Consider the following 18,000-nt stretch of genomic DNA (forward strand, 5'->3'; position numbering starts at 1 on the left):
AACAGTGATAGCGACAGCAGCTTAAGCCTGACCCCAGCGCAGTACCTGCCAGTGCAGCTGACCAGCATGAGCCGCCAGACGCTGGCACGGATTCACCAGATAAGCGAAATCGGCGTGCTGGCACAGCGGTAAATCGTTAATCGAGTCGGTGAAAAAATGCACTTCATCAAGGTGTTGCGGGTGAGTAAGTAACCACTCCTCTAACCGGGCCACTTTACCCTCGCGATAACTCGGTACGCCGACAATCTCGCTGCTGTAATGACCGTTGCTGACCGCCATATCAATACCGAGAGCATGAGGAATACCGACCTGTTTGGCCACGGCTTCGACCAGAAAACTGACAGAGGCCGAGATGATCAGCATGGTGGAATTGTGTGCTTTGAGCGTCGCTATCAGGTTACGCGCTTCATCAAACAGGCGCGGCATGATACGGCGGTCGACACATTCATCCACCAGTGCATGCACCTGCTCAACCGGCAGGGCGGCGAGGGGCTGCATTACGTAGTCGAGATAGTCTTCCATATCCATTTCACCGCGCGCGTACAGTGACATCAGATAGCGATCCTGATTAAGAAATTCCGGGTCGGTGGCGATGCCTTTGTCGACCAGAAACTCGTTCCAGATCATGGCGCAGTCGCCGTCGATTAAGGTGTCGTCCATATCGAACACGTACAGGGGTTGAGACATATCAGGCACTCACAGGTTGTAGTTCATTGAGATTAAAACGCAGCTCCAGCACACTGCCTGCAGGCAGTAAGCGCCCGGAAGAGCGGTTGAGCTGATCGACGGTCAGCTCGCAGTCATCCAGCGCGACCTGATAACGGATCACGTTGCCCAGCAGTTGCTGACTTTTGAGAACGCCGCGCATCGGCGCAGAAATATGCGCGCCATCGCTATAGTGGCCCCCCGATTCTTGGCGGCCTGCTTCGGCCACATAAATCGACTCCGGACGTACTGCCACTTTATGCTCGCTATCGAGGGCAAACAGTTTTTTTGCCTGCGCAGCACTGAGCAGATTGTAATGCCCCATAAAACCGGCAACAAATTCATTGGCCGGCTGGGTATAAATTGTCTCCGGCGAGCCTTGCTGCACTATCTTACCCTGATGCATAAGGAAAATGCGATCTGACATTGTCATCGCTTCTTCCTGATCGTGGGTGACGAAGATGGTGGTCAGGTTGAGCGCCTGCTGAATGTCGCGGATTTGCTGGCGCAGATGCTTACGGATTTTGGCATCCAGTGCTGACAGCGGTTCATCGAGCAGCAAAATACGCGGTTTGACCACCAGAGCGCGCGCCAGAGCAACGCGTTGGCGCTGGCCACCTGACAACTGATGCGGATAACACTGCTCTTTACCCTGCAGCGCGACCAGTTCGATAATCCGGCCGACTTGCTGTTCAATATGCGCTTTATTCGCACCTTGCATCTTTAAACCAAAACCGATGTTGCCGGCCACGGTCATGTTGGGAAACAGGGCATAAGACTGAAATACCATACCAATGCCGCGCTGCTGGGGCGCACTGTGGGTAATATCCTCACCAGCGACCAAAATGCGGCCGCTGTCGACCGGGTTGAGCCCGGCCAGGCTGCGCAGCAGAGTGGATTTACCACAGCCGCTCGGACCGAGCAGGGTGATAAACTCGCCCTGACGGATATCAAAATCGATCGCCTCAAATACAGTGTTGTCACCAAAACGCTTGGTGAGCCGGGAGACAGAAACGTCACTCATGATTTTGCTCCAATCCGGCTTGCCAGCCAGGTACAGATAAAGATAAACAGAAAGTAAGTCATTACTAACGCCGAGGTGAAATGACCGCTGGTCTGGCGCATGTTATAGAGATAAATCTGCAAGGTTTCATAGCGGGTGCCGGCCAGAATGTTGGCAAACACAAACTCCCCGAGCAGGAACGAAAACGACAGAAACAGCGCGGCCATTAATCCTTTGCGTAGGTTGGGCAGTACAATATGCCAGAAGGCTTGCAGCGTGCTCGCGCCGAGCAGGTGCGCGGCGTCCATCAGATCGCGCAGGTTAATGGCCGTAAAGCTGTTCGCTATCGCGCGGTACATGAACGGCAGCGCGATGGTGAAATAGGTGCCGATCAGAATCCACGGCGTGCGGACCATGGGGACGCTGCTGTCAGCGTACAGCTGCAGCAGGCCGACTGAAGAGACCACCGGCGGCACGGCAAACGGCAGCAGGATCAGCAGATTCATCAGCTTGTCGAGTTGGGGGAAATAGTAAAACACCACAAAGATCGCCGGCAGAATCAACACAGTGCTCAGTGCCAGCGCAGCCACGCACACCAGCAGTGATCGGCCGAACGCTTCGACAAAGCGTACATCACTGAGCAATTGGCGGTACCAGTCGAGGGTAAAGCCGTCCGGCAGAATGGTCGCCCCCCAGCGTGACGACAGTGAGTAAGCCAGCGTGGCGATGATCGGTACCAGCATCAGGGCGACGATGCCGTACACCACGCTTTTGTGATAAACGGAATTAGCGTGTTGCATGATAGCTCCGGGCAATCAGCCATTGGTTAATCAGGGTAATAGCCGCCAGAAGTGCCATCAGCAGTACTGAAATGGCTGCCGCCAGATTCGGCTCGAGAAACAGATCGCCGGATACCAGGCTGGCGATGCGGATGGTGATCAGGTTGTAGTTACCGGAGGTGAGGGCATACACACTGGCATACGCGCCCATGGCATTAGCAATCAGAATGATCAGGGTGCCGAGCAGAGCTGGTGACAGCACCGGCAGGGCAATGTGCGCCCAGTAGCGCCAGCTACGCGCGCCAAGCAGCGCTGCTGCGGCTTGCCAGTCATCGTTCAGCGCATCGAAGGCGGGATAGAGCAGCAGTACCGCGAGCGGGATCTGGAAATAGATGTAGATCGCCAGCAGGCCCCACTGACCATACAGATTAAAGTCATCAATCAGGCCGTATTGTTTGAGCAGCAGAGTCAGCGCGCCATTGGTGCCGAGGATGATGATGAAGGCAAACGCCAGCGGCACACCGGCGAAGTTACTGCTCATGTTGGTAAAGGCAATCACCGCATCGCGCAGTCGCCCTGGAACACGGCGCAGCGAACTGACCAGCAGAGCCGCAGTGGCAAGCCCGGCCAGGCCCGACCACAATGCCAGCCACAGGCTGTTGCTAAAGCCTTGCAGGATAAAACCGGAGCTGAATATTTCGCGATAGTTATCCAGTGACCACTGTTCATCCACCTGAAAGCTGTTGACCATGACCCACAGCATAGGAGCGAGCTGAAACAGATAGAAAAACAGCGCAAACGGCGACAGCCAGGCCAGTGGCATAAAGCGCTGCCAGCTGCGGTGTGGGTTGCTTGCGGCAGGTTGAGTGGTCGTTTGGCTTAAAGTGGAACTGCTCATAGCGCCAGTACCTCTTGCGCGCACGGTTTGTCGTGATTAAGGCGCAGCAGCTCACACACGGTGCCGCAGACGTCAGTCTGACGCAGCGCCACTTCCGGTTGGTGCGAAAAGCGATCGCCAAGCACAAACAACGGCACCGCGCGCTCTTCTTGCAGCGTCCCGCCATGCGTGCAGTCGTCATTCATGCCGTGATCACTGGTGATCAAAATCTGATAGCCATCGGCGAGCCAGGCCGGAACAAAATGCGACAGCAGCACATCAGCATGGCGGGCACTGTTGCGGTACTGGGGGAGTTGAGTCCGTAGCGGTGGCCACAGTCATCAATGTTCATCGGATGAATCAGCAGAAAGTCCGGCTGATGCTGACGGCGCAGCGATTCGCCGTCAAGAAACAGCGCTTCATCCGGATAGTGATCCCAGTGATAAAAACAGCCGTGCTGAATGTTAAGCGACTCGTCATGGGTAAAGCGGTCACGCACCGCATCGTAAGGAGCGCGGTTGTACAGTTCGCTGAACCAGTGATAGGCCGCGGCGGCGGTGGTTTTACCCTGTTGCGTGGCGAGGCTGAATACCGATTCAAACTGAGAGCGGCGTACTGTCTGGTTGCTGACAATACCGCTTTCAACCGGCGCAACGCCGGTCAGCAGGCACTCATACAGCGGACGGGACAGAGAAGGCAGTTCGCACTGCAGCGGATAAAGTGTTGCTCTTTGCTGCTCAATCAAACCGTGCAGGTAGCCCATGCACTGACGGGCTACCTGAAGATTGAGTCCATCAAGAACAACAAGGATAACCTTATTGCGCATCATGACCTCTTACTGCTGGTGGATAAGCACATTTTCCTGCCATTGACGTGGCAGTTTACGTGCGGATTTTTCCCATGCGTTGAAGTCCGTGACCGGATGAACATTCTGATAGGCCGAGTTAGGCAACAGTTTATCCTGCACTGATTGCGGCAGGGTAATGTTGCTGCGGATCGGGCGGGCATAGCCTTCGGCCAGATTGATTTGACCCTGGTCGCTGAAAATGTATTCGCGTGCCAGTTTCGCGGCGTTTGGATTAGCCGCGTATTTATTGATGATGGTGGTGTAACCGGAAATCACCGAGCCGTCTTGCGGAATCGTGACAGTAAAGCGGCTGCGGTCAATCTGGTCGCGATAGTTGAGGGCGTTGAAATCCCACATGATGGCCACTTCCACTTCGCCTTTTTCCAGGTTGGCCAGGCTTGGGTCGGTAAAGGACAGGCGGCCTTGCTTGGCCAGCTTGGCAAAGAAGTTCAGTGCCGGTTCGAGGTTACTTTCGTTTCCGCCGTTGGCAAAAGCCGCCGCCAGCACCGCGTTATTGGCCTGAGCAGCCACACCAACATCACCGACGGTCACTTTGTAGTTACCAGTTAGCAGGTCGTTCCATGATTTTGGTGCGTCTTTGACCAGGTTATTGTTGCTGATAAACGCAATAGTGCCGGTATAGGCCAGCGCCCAGTGACCGTCTTTATCTTTGGCCCAGTTCGGAATATCGCTCCAGGTGGTCGGTTTGTACGCCTGGGTCACGCCTTTTTGCACGGCCACGCGCGCAAAAGCAAAACCGACATCGCCGATATCTGCGGTGGCGTTACTTTTCTCCGCGGCAAACTTAGCGATTTCCTGTGCCGAGCTCATGTCGGTATCCTGATGTTTGAGGCCGTAATGCTGGCTCAGATCCTGCCAGGTGCCTTTCCAGTTTGCCCAGCTGTCGGGCATGCCGACGCTGTAGACCGCGCCTTCTTTCTTGGCGGCATCGATTAACGATTGGATGTTGGCCTGTTCAGCGAAAGCAGGCATGGCAAGTGTGGTGGCAAGTAAAGTGGCGCCGGTGATCATGGCCGAGCGGTGCAGTAACGTTTTCATTGTCTCTATCCTTCTGGACTAGGTCAGTAAGTACGTTTTTTATCCTAGGCAGCGAATATGACGATTTAGCGCCAGTCAGATGACGCTTTTACGGCGCTTTTATGGCAGTTATGTTGCGAAAAGCAGTAATGAGCGGTGATTGTGCCGCAATTGTCTGTCATAAATTTGTTATCTGCGCTGACTATGCTGGGCGGATGAATAAGGACTGGACTAGATCAGGATGAAGCGACAGACGAGCACGCAGTTGGGGTCGATTAAATCGACGTTGCGTGATCAGATTTGCTCGGGAGTGATGAACCAGCGTCAGAAGCTGCCGTCAGAGCGCGAGCTGAGTGAGCTGTTTGAAACCACCCGCATTACAATTAAAGATGCGTTGGTGTCACTGGAAACCGAAGGGCTGATTTACCGCGAAGAGCGGCGCGGCTGGTTTGTGTCGCCGGAGCGGGTGCGTTACAACCCACTGTCACGTTGCCACTTTCATCAGATGATTGCTGAGCAGAACCGGATTGCGGAAACCCGGGTGCTGAATGTACGCAGTGTGCTGGCGACTCAGGAGTATGCGCGTGCGCTGCAGATCACCCGGATGACTCCGGTACATATCATTGAACGGCTGCGCTTTATTGATGGGCGCGCTGTGTTATTTGTCGAGAACTGTCTGATCGCCGGTCTGTTTGCGGATATTTTAGCTGAAAATCTGGCCGGTTCACTGACCGGATTGTACGCACGTAAATACGGCTATTGCACTCAACGCTCGCGCTTTGATGTGGTGCCGACCGCCGCGCCGCTGCATGTGGCCAGGGCGCTCAATCTGGCCGCCGGTCAGCCGGTGCTGAAAATCTGCCGGGTGAACTACAATCAGCATGGCCAGATCATGGATTGTGAGTTTGAATACTGGCGGCCAGATTCGGTGGTCATCACCATCGACAGTTGCAGCGACTGAGATTTAGCCGCGGCTCTGTTTCAATTTATCCAGTACGCGGCTTGATGCCGAAAATGCCTTTGATCATTGTTATACAAATCAGCAAATTAGATACGTGATTAGTCAATCTTGGTTTATGCTTAATGATATAAGTGCCGCAGGGGCGGTCCATAAGATAGAGGTAACCAAGCCTTGAGAACAGCGTGGTTGCGGCAGACGATGCCGGGGTTTTATCAGTTAAAACAGTATCAACGTGTCTGGTTAAAGGACGACGTGCGCGCTGCCTTGTCGGTGGTCGCGGTTGCTCTGCCGGTGGCCATTGCGTATGCCCAGCTGACCGGCGTGTCAGCGATTGTCGGTTTGTACTCCTGCGTAGTGCCGATGCTGGTATATGCTCTGTTTGGTACGTCACGTCAGCTGATTGTCGGGCCGGATGCCGCAACGTGTGCGGTGATTGCCGCGGTAGTGACACCGCTGGCAGGCGGCGATGCGACCAAGCACTGGCAACTGGTGATGACCATGACTGCCATGACCGGTATCTGGTGCATTGTGGCGAGCAAATTCAAGCTCGGTATTCTGGCGGACTTCCTGTCGCGGCCGATTCTGCTTGGCCTGATTAATGGTGTGGCCCTGACGATTATTGTCGGTCAACTGAGTAAAGTGGCCGGGGTCAATTATCAGGCGCGCTATCTGCTGGAGCGGTTGCTTGAAGCGCCGCAACGGGCGCTCGATGTGCATTGGCAAACGGTGCTGGTCAGCGTGTTAACGGTAGTGGTCTATTTTGTTTCGAAACGGCTGCGTCCGGCCTGGCCGGCAGCAATGCTGGCGATCATAGCCGCGGGCGGTTTGGTGTGGGTGACCCAGCTTGACGCCAGCGGCGTCAGCGTTGTCGGCGCGATTGAAGGTGGTTTACCGGTGTTTCAGGCTCCGGCATTCGATATTGGGATCAGCCGTGAGCTGGTGGTGCCGGCGCTCAACCTGGCTATGGTCAGCTTTGTCAGTATGATGCTGACAGCGCGCAGTTTCGCTGCCAAAAACGGCTACGATATTGATGCCGATAAAGAATTCCGAGCGCTGGGCATTGCCAATATTGCGTGTGCCTTTTCGCAGGGCTTTGCCATCAGCGGGGCCGATTCACGCACCGCTGTGAACGATGCCAACGGCGGTAAATCGCAGCTGGTGTCGGTGATCGCGGCAGTGCTGATCGGCATCATTGCGCTGTTTGTCTATCGGCCGCTGCAATATATTCCTACTGCGGCGCTCGGTGTGGTGCTGATCATCGCTTCGATGTCGCTCATCGATCTGAAAGGATTATGGACGTTACGTAAACGCGACAAAGATGCATTCTATCTGGCCGGTATCACCTTTATCGCGGTGCTGGTGGTCGGCGTGATTCCCGGCATTACCCTTGCGGTACTGCTGGGGCTGTTTCAGTTCTTACGTGTGGTGATGCGCCCGAGTGATCAGCGGCTCGGGCTGGATAAAGACGGCATCATTCGTACCATCGACGGCAGCGGCAAAGCGACCGCGATCCCGGGCCTGGTGCTGTATCGGTTTAATTCGCCGCTGACCTATTTTAATGCGCCGTATTTCAAACGCCGGGTGCTGGAGGTTGTTGAAGGTAACGACACGGAAGTAACCTGTGTGGTTATAGATGCAGTGGCGAGCTTTACCCATCTGGACCTGAGTGTGATGGCGATGCTCAGTGATGTGCAGACCATGCTGAAAAAACGCGGTATCCGGCTGATCCTGGCCGGACGCAAGCGCAGTATGCGCCAATGGTGTGAGTTGAGCGGGGTGCCGGTTGGCGATGGTGGTATGGTGCTGCGCGCTGATATGTATCTGGCGATTAAACTCAGTGGCTGTTATATCCAGGCGGTTGAGGAAGGACAAATTCCTGAAGTGCAAAAAGAAGCGCCGGTCGATGCGCTGCCCAAGGCGGTGCCGGAGGTGGCCTGATGGCGGCCGGAGTTATTTTGTGCAGTCACAACGCGGGTTCAGTGATGAGCCCGATTCAATTAAAAATAACAAAGCCTGCCGCGTGGCAGGCTTTGTTGTTCAGAATGTAAGCTCAGGCGCTCAGCTCGGCTTCAGTCTGATTGGCTTTCTGGTAGCCCGGCAGGGTCGACAGATGAGCCAGATACGCTTTGATATTGGGGAAGTGTTCCTGCATACCGCTCATGTACACCGCTTCGGCGATAAAGGACATCATGATATCAGCCCCGGTCAGTTTGCCGGCCACCAGATACTGTTTTCCTGCCAGTTGGGCATCCACATAGCCTAGTACTTTGGCCGCTTCGCCATTGGCGTATTTTTCCAGAAATTCGGTTTGCGCACTCTCCATGCCAATGAACAGCTTGAGCAGTAAAGGCAGCATGCCTGAGCTTTCGGCAAAGTGCAGCCACTGCAGATAATCAATGTATTCGTCACTGTCTTTAGCCGGAGCCAGTTGCTGCGGTGCATAACGTTCGATCAGATACTCGGTAATGGCACCGGACTCTGCCATCACTCGTCCGTCGATTTCAATCACTGGTGATTTACCCAGCGGATGAATGCTTTTCAGTTCCGGCGGGGCGAGGAAAGTCGCTTTGTCACGCAGATAAGGGACGACGCGGTACTCTACGCCGAGTTCTTCCAGTAGCCAGATAATGCGCTTGGAACGTGACTGATTGAGGTGGTGCAGGGTTATCATGCTATGTCCTTGTCTTTGTGTATGTATGTGCCAATGTACCGGCACTCGCTGCCTTGTACGCAGCGAATGCCGGTTTGGACTTATAACGGTTTGAATTTATAACGGAGAGTTCACTTCAATCACCAGTTTGCCAAAGTTTTTACCTTCCAGCAGGCCGATGAAAGCATCTGCGGCATTCTCTAGTCCTAGCACCATTTGCTCGGTGTACTGCATTTTGCCTTGTGCCAGCCATTGGGTCATGTCGGCCGCAAACTCATTGTAGCGGTGTCCGTAATCATCAAAAATAATAAAGCCTTGCATCTTGATACGTTTGACGAGCAGTTGCACCATCAGGCTTGACATGCGATCCGGACCATCCGGCAGTGAAGTGTTGTTATACATCGATACCATGCCACAAAGCGGTACACGAGCTTTAGAATTCAGCAGGGGTAATACGGCGTCAAATACCTTACCGCCGACGTTTTCAAAGTAGACATCAATGCCTTGCGGCACCGCAGCGCTCAGCTGCGCGGCAAAATCGTCGGCTTTGTGGTCGATACAGGCATCAAACCCCAGCACTTCCACCGCATGACGACATTTTTCTGCGCCGCCAGCGACACCCACCACACGACAACCTTTTAGTTTGCCAATCTGGCCCACGGTTGCGCCGACCGGGCCGGTAGCAGCGGCTACTACGATGGTTTCACCTGCTTTTGGCTGACCGATGTCCAGCAGACCCATGTAGGCGGTGAAACCCGGCATGCCCATGATGCCCAGTGCATAAGACGGATGGGAGGGGTGTTTGCCAAGTTTCAGCAGGCCTTCACCATTGGAGACGGCGTATTGCTGCCAGCCCGTGTAAGCCAGTACCCATTCACCGACTTCATAGTCTGCATGATTAGAGACTTCAACCTGGCACACGGTACCACCTACCATTACCTCATCCACTGCAACCGGATCGGCGTAGGACTTGGCGTCACTCATGCGGCCACGCATGTACGGGTCAAGAGACAGGTAAATGGTGCGCAGCAGCACTTCACCTTCGCCAGGCATTGCGACCGGCAGGCTCTCAGTACGGAAATTGTCGGCCGTTGGTGCGCCGACCGGGCGTGAAGCGAGTACGATGCGTTGGTTTGTTGCTTGAGTCATCTCTGGTTTCCTTTTTCAATTAGACCAGTCGTCTAGTAAAGGTTGCAAAAAAACCGCTATCGAAATAGCGGGTCGAACCGATATATCAGTCAGGCGCATGGCCTTGCAGGATCTGCTCTGTACTGCGCAGTGCCTGTTGCAGGCTGACATCATCCTGGCGAATTTTGTTGAGTAAGCTGGCGCCAATCCACAAATTATACAGCAGGTCGGCAGTGCTCTGGCTGTCATTGACCTGCAGTTCACCACGCGCGATACCTTGCTCAATGCACCGCGCCAGCCGGTCGATCAGTTGACGTGTCCCTTTGAGCAGCGCCTGGCGCATGGGTTCGGAGAGGTCCGACACTTCACCGGCCAGTTTTACCACTAGGCAGCGGGATGCGTTGCAGCGCTGGCTGTTGTATTCGGTCCAGTAGTACCAGTAGCGCATTAATTGCTCATAGCGGGATTCCTCGTTGTCGATAAACAAGGTATCAAGCCGGGACTGATAATGGTCGAAATAGGCAATGATCAGGGCTTCGCCAAACTGCTCTTTGGATTTGAAGTAGTGATAAAACGAGCCTTTGGGCACGTCTGCACTGCGTAGCAACTCGGACAGCCCGACCCCGGTAAAGCCTTTATTGACCACCAGTTCGTAACCGACTTCGAGAATATGCTGACGCGTATCTTGGGTTTTCGTGTTCATGACAGGCACTGTAATTGAAATTAGACCGGTCGTCTAGTTATCGTTTGGGACGGATTTTTCCTGTTCAGGTAACTATATGAGTAACAGTCAGAAAAAATGAGTAGCAGTCAGAAAGAATTAGCAGCAGTAAGACAAAAGATCGCACGCGGCGATCTTTTGTCTCAGCTGATGTCGGATACGGTTTTGTTTGTGGCCGGAGCTTAAAAATCGGCTTCAATCTGAAATGTCATCCGTTGTTTGGTGTAGGGGTGATCAAAGCTGAGAGTCTCGGCATGCAGATGCAGGCGGTCGGCTTTTTTCACCGTACAGGTCGTCACCGACAATTGGGGTGTTAAAGCCTCGCGCATGGGCACAGTGTACCCGTAATTGGTGGGTGCGACCGGTTTTCGGATAGAGATAGACCCGGGTCTGGCCTTGCGCAGTACGGATGGTTTGCCAGAACGTCTCTGCTGGTTTACCGTGCTGCTCACACACCATCTGGCGCGGACGGTCATCCAGATCAGGCCGCAGCGGCAGGTAAATGTAGCCTTCTCCCTGGGCTATTTCTCCACTCAGTAGGGCGACATAACGTTTCTCAACTCCACGGGTAATAAATTGTTTCTGAAGGCTTTTATTCGCGCGGCGAGTAAGAGCAAACACCAGTAGGCCGGAGGTCGACATGTCTAGTCGGTGCAGGACAAACGGGCCTTCCACATCAGGAAAGCGCTGTTCGAGCCGGGTCAGAACGGAATCTTTCACGTTCACACCGGGCACGGATAAAAATTCGGCCGGTTTGTTGACCACCACAATCGCTTCATCCTGATACACGATGTCGATCTCTTTGCCTTGGGCCGGATTGTCGAGCAGCGGATTGGGATCCAGATCCATCCCTGCCAGCATATGGCCGAGGATCGGATGACACTTGTTCTGGCAAGCCGGATAGAATTTCTTATGCTGGCGGATTTCTGATTTTGGTGAGCAGCCCCACCAGAATTCAGCCAGTGCAAGCGGTTGTAGCTGATGGCGAAACGCGTATTGCAGCAGTTTTGGCGCAGCGCACTCACCGGAACCGGCAGGCGGGAGCGGATTACTGCTATCAGCAAAGATCGCATTCAATGATTGCTCGTCCCCCGCACGGTTAAGAAAGCGATACTGACCAAACAGTTTACTCTGCAAGGCAGCGGACAACTGTTTGCGTTGTTCCTTGAGCTGTTCCAGCTCCTGATTGAGGTTGTCTGACTGGTTGCGTAGCTCATTGAGCTGAGTTTCCCACTGCTGTTTGAGCTTTTTCAACTGATTCTTTTCCGCCACACTCTGCCTGCCCAGTTGATCAAGCAAGGCTTGCAAGGCGGCCGGATCCAACGTTTTTTCCCCCGCGGCGCGCTGCGCTTTACGCTCTGCGCGGGCGGCGATCATCTGCTGGCGGAAGGCTTCGATCGCCTGCTGAGCATCCTGCTGGCACTGCTTGATTTCAGCGTCCAGTCCGGCCCTGCGTGGATCGCCTTTCAGTGCTTTAACCCGCTGATTAATCAAGTTGATTTGGTCAGCTTCAGCGCGGAAAAAATCCGGGTCAGCAAAGCGGTCAAATACTGGCGGCACAAAAGCCGGCCAATGGCTCTGCTCGGCCAGCTGACCGGAAAAGGCGCTCAGATAGCCCAGCTCTCCATCGGGCTTTCTGACCACCAGCACACCAAACATTTTTCCGCTGGCACCGCTTTGCTGCTCGCCGTTGAGGCCGAATGGATGGGACCAGTCCTGCTGAGTCATGATGTGCTGCTGCAACTCTTCGGCGGCGATGATACTGAGCGGATGCGGTTCATAACAGAAGGGATAGGTAAACCGCTCTGGCAGGGCAAGGGCGGAAATATCGCGCTGGAACGGAGTAAAGCAGGCAGCGGTCTTGGGCGCAGTAGATGACATAATGAGGTTCTTGCTGGTGATCGACGCTGCGAATTGTACTTGGCTGCAAGGGAAAATCCAGCCTGGGTTTCTCCGGACAGAAACTAGGTGCCGGCACGCTGGCGGGCAATAAACACCAGGCCAATCCCGCCCAGAATTAGCAGGCTGATCATGGTCAGGCGCCATGTGAGGGTTTCGTCGAGTAGCACACTGCCGGCGATGAGGGCGATCGCCGGGACGGACAATTGCGCCACGGAGGCTTGTAAAATCGTCAGGCGGCGCACCACCTGATACCAAAGGATATAACCGGCGGCAGAGGCGATGCATCCGGAAGCGAGCGCCAGAAGAATGCCAGTCGTGGTGAGGGCATTGAGGTTAATTAACCACGGAGCCAGCAACACGCACAGCAGGCTGGCACACCAGAACCCCTGCGCAATCGCGCTGGTCGGATTGTCACTTTGCCGTCCAAGTAAGGTAAACCCTGCCCAGCATAATCCGGATAGGATCATCAGCGCGGCAGACCAGAGATCCGGCTGCTGCGCACTCGGTAGCATCAGGTAAATAAAGCCGGCGACGGAAATCGCCAGGCCCAGCCATTCGAGACGATTGACGGCATTGCCCTGCCAGCAGTGCGCGATAAGCAAGGCCAATTGTACGGTGCCGAACAGCAACAGAGCGCCGGTTCCCGCAGACAGTTGCAGATAGGCAATCGAGAAGCACAGTGCATAGCCAAACAGAGCCAGTCCGGCTTTGAGTGAGAAGCGCCATTGATAGACGCGCCGGCTTTTGGGAACGACCAATGTATGCAGAGCGATGAGAGTCACGCCGCCGGACACCAATCGTAATGCAGTAAATGATCCGGCATCAATCGCACCGTCCTGCAGTGCCAGGCGGCATAAGATGGAATTGGCAGCAAATGCCAGCATGGTGATGGTGGTGACAAGGCTCACTGGCACGGTCAGTTTCCTTATGTCATTGGATTATTAATTGTTCAACATTTAATGCGAAAATGCATAACATGGCCAATTTATTTTACTTTGATTATCAAACAAACTACCATTTAGAAAATTTGATAATCAAAGTAATTCTTATGCAATCACCAAACTGCCCACAGGTACAAACCTTTTCATACGCTAACCGGCAAGGTGAGAAGAACACCATTTATGTGTTGTTACTTACCCTGGTGACTATGGTGGCCGAGATTGTCGCCGGGACCATTTATGGCTCGATGGCACTGCTGGCGGATGGCTGGCATATGGGCACGCATGCCGCCGCTTTTTGTATCACCTTGTTTACTTTGCGTTACGCGCGTAAGCATCAGGGCACACGCCAATTTACTTTCGGTACCGGTAAAGTCGGTGTGCTGGGCGGCTATACCAGCGCGATTGGATTGGGACTGGTCGCAATCATTATGCTCGGTGAATCGGTGCACCGTTTGTTTAATCCGCTCTCGATCCAGTTCAATGAAGCGATTCTGGTGGCAGTTGTCGGGCTGTTAGTTAATGTGGCCAGCATGTTTCTGTTGCAAGATCACCATGGTCATCATCATGCTCACGACCACGACCACGACCACGACCACGACCACGACCACGACCACGACCACGACCATGCTCATTCTCATGGGCATGAGCACCAGCATGATCACAACCTGACGGCTGCCTACATGCATGTGCTGGCGGACGCGTTGACTTCGCTGCTGGCGATAGCGGCATTGATCGTTGGTAAATATCTCGGCTGGGTATGGCTGGACCCGATTATGGGCATGGTCGGCGCGCTGGTGATCACCAAGTGGGCGCTGGGACTGATGAAACAGACCGCGCCTATTTTGCTTGATGCCCATATTGGTGCGGATTATGAGCAGCGGATATTGGAGCGCCTGGATGATGATGGAGTCAATGTCATGGATATGCATATGTGGAAAGTGAGCGCCAACCACTATGCGGCCACGATTCGCCTTAAAACTGACAGTGATAAAGATGCGGAGTACTTTAGACAGCAACTGAAAGACTTTGATAAACTGCACCACCTCACCTTAGAGGTCAATGCCAAGTAAAGCGACAAGGTCCCGATATGCCACACCTGACTGAACTGAATAATCTGATCACCGAGTTCTATGACAAAATGTCCTCCTGGGAAATGTCGGTGGTGAAAGAGACCGGCTATTCTCTGGCACAGATCCACACGCTGGAAGTGCTGGGCAGTCATGGTGCTATGCGCATGAAAGAGCTGGCTAACCGTCTGGGCATCACCACTGGCACTCTGACGGTGCAGGTTGAAAAGCTGGTTCAGGCCGGATTGATCGAGCGTCGTACGATTGAAGGAGACCGTCGTTCAGTGTTGGTTGATCTGACTGAACAGGGCCAGGATGTGTATCGTCAGCATAATGCGTTGCATTTAACGCTGACCCAGGATCTGACCCGTCATTTTACTCAAGAGCAGCGCGAGCAACTGGCCAGCATGCTGGCCAGTATGAACCACGAATTTTGAGCATTTGGATGTGTTGTTTTACCAACCAGCCATCACCTTCGGCTATCTGATTACAACATCGGAAGGGTCGATGCCAGCAGTAACCCTCCCATCGCCCCATTAAACCAGCGCACATATTTGGGGTGTGTCATCCAACTGCTGAGCTGTTTACCGGCTGCTGTCCACACACTGACGCTCGGAATATTGACCATAGCAAACACCAGAGAGATCAACAGCAGTTGCAGCCAACTGGCACTCTCGTTATAGACACTGACCGCGGTCAGTGCCATTGACCAGCCTTTCGGATTAACCCACTGAAATAATATCGCCGAGATAAACGACATCGGCCGGTACTGCTGTGAGCTGCTGGATGGGCGACTGCGCGCAATCTTAATTGCCAGATAGACCAGATACGCCAGACATACCACATGCAGGATCTGTTGCAGCAGCGGATAAGCCTGAAACAGACCGGTTAATCCGACGCCGACCAGCAGTACCATCAGGCTAAATCCGACCGTAATTCCTAACATGTGCGGAATCGTTCGCAGGAAGCCGACGTTGGCTCCGGAGGTCATCAACATAATGTTGTTCGGACCCGGAGTAAAAGTTGAAACAAACGCAAATGCCACTAAAGGGCCCCATTGACTGTAATCCATTGTGCTACTTCTCAGCGATTGAACATGGGATAAATAGTAATGGCTAATGGGCGCAATTTTGTGTTTATATTTGTGTTGAATGATGAATGTAAGCAACAAAGGTGTGTTATGGATAGGTTTGATGACAGAATATTGCGTGAACTACAGCGAGACGGCAGGATCTCCAATGTTGAGCTCTCCGAGCGGGTCGGTTTGTCACCCTCAGCGACTCTGAGGCGGGTCCAGGAGCTGGAGCGCAAGAAAATCATTAAAGGTTATCGCGCTGTGCTGGATAAGACCCAGCTTGAGGTCGGCTTTATCGCTTATGTGTCGATTGGCTTGAACAGCCATACCAAACAATCGCAGCTTAGTTTTGAAGAGCACGTTAGTGAGGCCAGAGAAGTGGTGGAATGCCATAACATTACCGGCATGAACGAATATTTACTGCGGGTCGAAACCAAAGACTTAAGTGCTTATAAACGTTTTCACGCCGATGTGTTAGGAGAGTGTTTACAAGTGCAATCGATTACAACTATGGTGGTCATGGATTCGCCAAAAGATGAGCGTGAGTAATAATAAATCAATATATCAAAGCATACTAAAATAAGTATTAATTTAATTAGCAAATGATAATGAATCGGATATTTCAGTTAACGTTAATGTAATTAGAATAATATATTCTCAACATTGAGATGATGAAAATATGTCCTTAACTTAGTTTGGTGATATTCAGCCATTAAAATTGAGCGGTAAGTGATTTAATTGTTATTAGGTGAATTTTTTTAGAGTAAATACTTTAATTGTTTTCTTTTTTCTGACATTTAATTCAACCTGGGCAAGTTATTGTATTGGCCTGGGCATGTTCTTGCCTGGATCAGGTAAGGAGTTGCTCGCGTGATGGTGAATTCCGCTACCGCTTGTATCAGATTCAGGTATACAAATTGCTTTTAGGCTTCTCAGCTATTTTTTATCGATAAATCAGAGAAACCTTATTATGGGAAATGGAATAATTGTAGGCCACGTGGGGACCGACCATGAGGGCTTTGCGCCGACCCCAGTTACTGCGGGGTCCGGGTCGGTCAAAATTGACGGCAAACCTGCGGCAAGAATGGGAGATCCACTGGAAATGCACAGTAAACCTTTGCATCCCCGCATCCGCGGGCCATTGCGGCGGGCTCTGCAACCGTAATGATTGACGGAAAACCAGCAGCCCGAGCGGGTGATGCTATTGATTGTGGCGGCGTATTACAAGGTGGCAGCAGTGTTAACATCGGCTAAAAAATTACTTTTTTCCGTCGTCTTTGGTCTGTCTGTAGCGAGTTTCGGAGCAAGTGCAGACAGTTACGATGTCGACACTCTCTCCGCTCAGCAGGCGCTGGAAAGCGGACGTTTATTGAGGGCGCAGTTTAAGAATATTGAAGCGCGTAACTACCTCAAACACGCGGCCGATATGGGCAATGCTGACGCTGCGTATCTGTATGCGATGGAACTGTCGAACTACAATACCACGATACGTACTCCACCCAGAGCGAGAGATTATTTGTTGCAGTCTGCTAATGGCGGTAACCGTCATGCTATGCGCCATCTCTATATTCATGGCGATTGGCTGACAGATCATGAGCAGGCATATTGGCAACAGCAATATCATGATGCTTTGGTGACTTTGGGGCAGAAAGATGCGCCGCAAGCGTTGTACGAACTGGCTCAGTATTATCAACCGATTGACCCGACGCTGTCAGAGCAGTACTTAAACATGGCCGTCGATTTTAAGCAGCCTCAGGCCTTGATGGAAAAGGCCAAACGCTACCAGGCTGGTGCTGGCTATTTTGTTTTACCGGGCGAGCGTGATACGCAAGTGAGAAAAATGTATCTCGCAGCTGCGCAAACTGGTTATATCCCGGCAATGCGCGCTTATATCGGTTTGCTGGAAGACAAAGGACGTTATGAGGAAGCGCTGCATTGGCGTGAAGAGGCGCTTCAGGCCGGTGATTTGACTTCTCTGGCTGCGCTCGGCTTTGTTTATGCCGGCCAAAGCGAAAACTATCAGTTCGTGCCAACGGACCTGGCGAAAGCACGGGCCTACATGGATATTTACATTGAAACAGCGGGCACCAACCGACTGAAAAATCTCTATCTTTCCGTTGAAGAGAGTAACAAAAACATTATTCAGCGCATGAATGTGACCCAGGGAGAACGTGCTGAAAATATCGAACAAAAGCTTAGGAGTAATGTGGATTACTATAACCATGATCGCTTTTGGGATATTTAATCGATTTTAATATTAGTAATTAATTATAAGAATGGCGATAGCAAGAGTTTTTTGGAGCAAG

The 18,000-nt window shown here is 52.8% G+C and carries 16 protein-coding genes and 3 pseudogenes; 7 read left to right on the forward strand and 12 right to left on the reverse strand.

The genetic code is table 11. The features are described from left to right. Positions 1-21: 21 nt before the first annotated feature. The 6 genes and pseudogenes from KNV97_RS05125 to KNV97_RS05150 all read right to left on the reverse strand — a co-directional run bounded on the left by KNV97_RS05125 (position 22) and on the right by KNV97_RS05150 (position 5,270). Entirely contained in the window at positions 22-687 is a 666-nt protein-coding gene (locus KNV97_RS05125; protein ID WP_218561700.1) for an HAD family hydrolase, read from the reverse strand. 1 nt (position 688) lies between these two features. Continuing rightward, positions 689-1,729 (reverse strand): ABC transporter ATP-binding protein, encoded by a 1,041-nt coding sequence (locus KNV97_RS05130; protein ID WP_218561701.1) that lies wholly within the window; start codon positions 1,727-1,729, stop codon positions 689-691. After that, positions 1,726-2,508, reverse strand: a complete 783-nt coding sequence (locus tag KNV97_RS05135) for an ABC transporter permease (protein WP_218561702.1) — start codon at positions 2,506-2,508, stop codon at positions 1,726-1,728. The genes KNV97_RS05130 and KNV97_RS05135 overlap by 4 nt, the downstream gene beginning before the upstream one ends. After that, positions 2,495-3,385 carry an ABC transporter permease gene (locus KNV97_RS05140; RefSeq protein ID WP_218561703.1) on the reverse strand — a complete coding sequence of 297 codons (891 nt, stop codon included), beginning with the start codon at positions 3,383-3,385 and terminating at the stop codon, positions 2,495-2,497. Before KNV97_RS05140 ends, KNV97_RS05135 begins: the two co-directional genes overlap by 14 nt. Beyond that, positions 3,382-4,190 (reverse strand): annotated as a pseudogene (locus KNV97_RS05145) (alkaline phosphatase family protein). The gene KNV97_RS05140 and the pseudogene KNV97_RS05145 overlap by 4 nt, the downstream one beginning before the upstream one ends. 9 nt (positions 4,191-4,199) lie before the next feature. Next, entirely contained in the window at positions 4,200-5,270 is a 1,071-nt protein-coding gene (locus tag KNV97_RS05150) for an ABC transporter substrate-binding protein (RefSeq protein ID WP_136487078.1), read from the reverse strand. Between the two features lie 220 nt (positions 5,271-5,490). Here KNV97_RS05150 and KNV97_RS05155 point away from each other — a divergent pair, with 220 nt between their 5' ends. Both KNV97_RS05155 and KNV97_RS05160 read left to right on the forward strand, forming a co-directional pair. Continuing rightward, the gene (locus KNV97_RS05155) at positions 5,491-6,210 is read left to right on the forward strand and encodes a UTRA domain-containing protein (RefSeq protein ID WP_136487079.1); all 720 of its coding nucleotides are present in this window, start codon (positions 5,491-5,493) and stop codon (positions 6,208-6,210) included. 198 nt (positions 6,211-6,408) lie between these two features. Continuing rightward, positions 6,409-8,148 (forward strand): SulP family inorganic anion transporter, encoded by a 1,740-nt coding sequence (locus KNV97_RS05160; protein ID WP_218561704.1) that lies wholly within the window; start codon positions 6,409-6,411, stop codon positions 8,146-8,148. Between the two features lie 112 nt (positions 8,149-8,260). Here KNV97_RS05160 and KNV97_RS05165 read toward each other — a convergent pair whose 3' ends face one another. From KNV97_RS05165 to KNV97_RS05185, 5 genes and pseudogenes are all read right to left on the reverse strand, one after another. After that, positions 8,261-8,881, reverse strand: a complete 621-nt coding sequence (locus KNV97_RS05165) for a glutathione S-transferase family protein (protein ID WP_136487080.1) — start codon at positions 8,879-8,881, stop codon at positions 8,261-8,263. Positions 8,882-8,977: 96 nt separating this feature from the next. Next, complete coding sequence (locus KNV97_RS05170; protein ID WP_218561705.1) at positions 8,978-10,009, reverse strand: NADP-dependent oxidoreductase; 1,032 nt, start codon at positions 10,007-10,009, stop codon at positions 8,978-8,980. 85 nt (positions 10,010-10,094) lie between these two features. Then, a complete protein-coding gene (locus tag KNV97_RS05175; RefSeq protein WP_218561706.1) occupies positions 10,095-10,691 on the reverse strand; it encodes a TetR/AcrR family transcriptional regulator in 597 nt (198 codons plus the stop codon). A 200-nt stretch (positions 10,692-10,891) separates the two neighbouring features. Beyond that, a pseudogene (locus tag KNV97_RS05180) lies at positions 10,892-12,590 on the reverse strand (pseudouridine synthase). An 83-nt stretch (positions 12,591-12,673) separates the two neighbouring features. Next, positions 12,674-13,525 carry a DMT family transporter gene (locus tag KNV97_RS05185; protein WP_218561707.1) on the reverse strand — a complete coding sequence of 284 codons (852 nt, stop codon included), beginning with the start codon at positions 13,523-13,525 and terminating at the stop codon, positions 12,674-12,676. Between the two features lie 134 nt (positions 13,526-13,659). Here KNV97_RS05185 and dmeF point away from each other — a divergent pair, with 134 nt between their 5' ends. Together dmeF and KNV97_RS05195 are read left to right on the forward strand one after the other, a co-directional pair. Continuing rightward, a complete protein-coding gene (gene dmeF, locus KNV97_RS05190; RefSeq protein ID WP_218561708.1) occupies positions 13,660-14,622 on the forward strand; it encodes a CDF family Co(II)/Ni(II) efflux transporter DmeF in 963 nt (320 codons plus the stop codon). A gap of 17 nt (positions 14,623-14,639) precedes the next feature. Then, positions 14,640-15,056, forward strand: coding sequence for a MarR family winged helix-turn-helix transcriptional regulator (locus KNV97_RS05195; protein ID WP_136487086.1), 417 nt, complete (start codon positions 14,640-14,642; stop codon positions 15,054-15,056). A 50-nt stretch (positions 15,057-15,106) separates the two neighbouring features. Here the strand turns inward: KNV97_RS05195 and KNV97_RS05200 are convergent, their stop codons facing one another. Beyond that, positions 15,107-15,691 carry a LysE family translocator gene (locus KNV97_RS05200; protein ID WP_136487087.1) on the reverse strand — a complete coding sequence of 195 codons (585 nt, stop codon included), beginning with the start codon at positions 15,689-15,691 and terminating at the stop codon, positions 15,107-15,109. A 108-nt stretch (positions 15,692-15,799) separates the two neighbouring features. Here KNV97_RS05200 and KNV97_RS05205 point away from each other — a divergent pair, with 108 nt between their 5' ends. The 3 genes and pseudogenes from KNV97_RS05205 to KNV97_RS05215 all read left to right on the forward strand — a co-directional run bounded on the left by KNV97_RS05205 (position 15,800) and on the right by KNV97_RS05215 (position 17,939). Beyond that, the gene (locus KNV97_RS05205) at positions 15,800-16,243 is read left to right on the forward strand and encodes an Lrp/AsnC family transcriptional regulator (RefSeq protein ID WP_136487088.1); all 444 of its coding nucleotides are present in this window, start codon (positions 15,800-15,802) and stop codon (positions 16,241-16,243) included. Between the two features lie 421 nt (positions 16,244-16,664). Then, positions 16,665-16,948 (forward strand): annotated as a pseudogene (locus KNV97_RS05210) (type VI secretion system PAAR protein). Beyond that, positions 16,932-17,939 (forward strand): SEL1-like repeat protein, encoded by a 1,008-nt coding sequence (locus tag KNV97_RS05215; RefSeq protein WP_407701868.1) that lies wholly within the window; start codon positions 16,932-16,934, stop codon positions 17,937-17,939. The pseudogene KNV97_RS05210 and the gene KNV97_RS05215 overlap by 17 nt, the downstream one beginning before the upstream one ends. Positions 17,940-18,000 lie beyond the last annotated feature (61 nt).

The sequence above is a fragment of the Vibrio ostreae genome, assembly GCF_019226825.1.
Taxonomy (GTDB): Bacteria; Pseudomonadota; Gammaproteobacteria; order Enterobacterales; family Vibrionaceae; genus Vibrio; species Vibrio ostreae.